Annotated in this window: 1 protein-coding gene and 2 pseudogenes; 1 reads left to right on the forward strand and 2 read right to left on the reverse strand. The window is 66.2% G+C overall.

Annotated features, from left to right (window positions below; all coding sequences use genetic code 11):
* Nucleotides 1-51: 51 nt before the first annotated feature.
* Nucleotides 52-510 (forward strand): annotated as a pseudogene (locus Q8Q88_RS12765) (tyrosine-type recombinase/integrase); the annotation flags it as partial.
* A 69-nt stretch (nucleotides 511-579) separates the two neighbouring features.
* On the opposite strand, the pseudogene Q8Q88_RS12770 reads toward Q8Q88_RS12765, so the two are convergent.
* Together Q8Q88_RS12770 and Q8Q88_RS12775 are read right to left on the reverse strand one after the other, a co-directional pair.
* Nucleotides 580-837 (reverse strand): annotated as a pseudogene (locus Q8Q88_RS12770) (integrase); the annotation flags it as partial.
* Between the two features lie 289 nt (nucleotides 838-1126).
* Nucleotides 1127-1366: hypothetical protein (locus Q8Q88_RS12775; protein WP_305675567.1), on the reverse strand; the 240-nt coding region annotated here is incomplete at its 5' end.

The following is a 1366-nucleotide window of genomic DNA, read 5'->3' on the forward strand; positions in this document are numbered from 1 at the left end:
GACAGGAGTGTTCCCATGACCTCTGCGCCCACGACCCCGCTACGCCAGCGGATGATCGAAGATATGACCATCCGGCAGTTCGGGCCCAAGACCCAGCACGACTACGTCCGCGTGGTGGCGGACTTCGCCCGGTTCCTGGGCAGCTCGCCGGGCCAGGCCGAGCCGGAGGATCTGCGACGATACCAGCTGCATCTGGCCGCCGAGGGCGCCTCGCCCGCCAAGATGAACGCCGCGGTCTCAGCCTTGCGGTTCTTCTTCAAGGTCACGCTGGCCAGGCCAGGCTTCGGCGAGCGGCTGGCGACGGTGGGGAAGGAAGACCGTCTGCCGCAGGTGCTGAGCCCCGAGGAGGTGGCGCTCTTGCTGCACTGCGCGCCGGGCCTGAAGCACAAGGCGGCCCTCAGCGTCGCCTATGACTGCGGCCTGCGGGTCTCGGAGATCGTCCACCTGAAGGTCGGCGACATCGACAGCGCCCGCATGCTGATCCGCGTCGAGCAGGGCAAGGGCCGCAAGGACCGCTATGTGATGCTCTCGCCCGACCTGCTGGCGCTGCTGCGCCGCTGGTGGCGAGCGGCCAGGCCCAAGGGCTTCACGCGTTGGTTCGGTGATCTCGAAGGGCACTGGCCGCCCAGTCTTCTGCTGAATGACAGTGGAACGGGCGCGAAGGACGCCGCCAGGCGCGACGTCGCTGACGGTGAGCCGCACGAGGTCGCAGGCCCGAAGCTTAGCGTCGATGGCGCAGTTGAACATCGCCAAGTCTCGTCGTCGGTTGCTGACCTTCAGCTGCTGGCGGATCGCCCAGATGTGCTTAGGCTTCAGCGGCGTCTTCGGACCGATGATGCGTCCTGCGTTCCAGGGCTTTCGGAACCAACCGAGGCGGTCGGAGGTGAGGTCGCCAGATTGCCGTCCGCCGAGCCGCCGCTCATCACCACCACGACCACCAGGGCCAGGATGCCGCCCCCGGCCCGCGCGCCATGAACCGGCCGCCGGCAGGGGGATGCGAAACTGGTCGATAGGGCAATCGTCGCTCGCCCAAGGCCTATATGGCCTTCGACCGCCCACAACAGCTCGATCGGCCACCGGCGAACTGGCGCAGGTCCGCCCCCCGCCAGTTCGCCGGCTACCCGGACTACCAGCGCTTCTTCAGCGAGACGCCATAGGTGCGCGGGTCAGTGTAGAAACTGTTGCGGAACAAGCCCGCGCTTTCGTCGTGCAGGTGGATGTCGGCAATCACCTTCTCGTTGGTGACGTTCTTGATGAAGCCGACGATCTCTAGCCCCATCCCGTCGTTCACCAGCGTGAGGGTCAGGTTGACGTTGTCCCACCCTTTGATCTGATCTGACGGCGCATTATAGATGCGCGCGAACGT

The organism is Phenylobacterium sp. (genome assembly GCF_030697925.1).
In the GTDB taxonomy this organism is placed as follows: Bacteria; Pseudomonadota; Alphaproteobacteria; order Caulobacterales; family Caulobacteraceae; genus Phenylobacterium.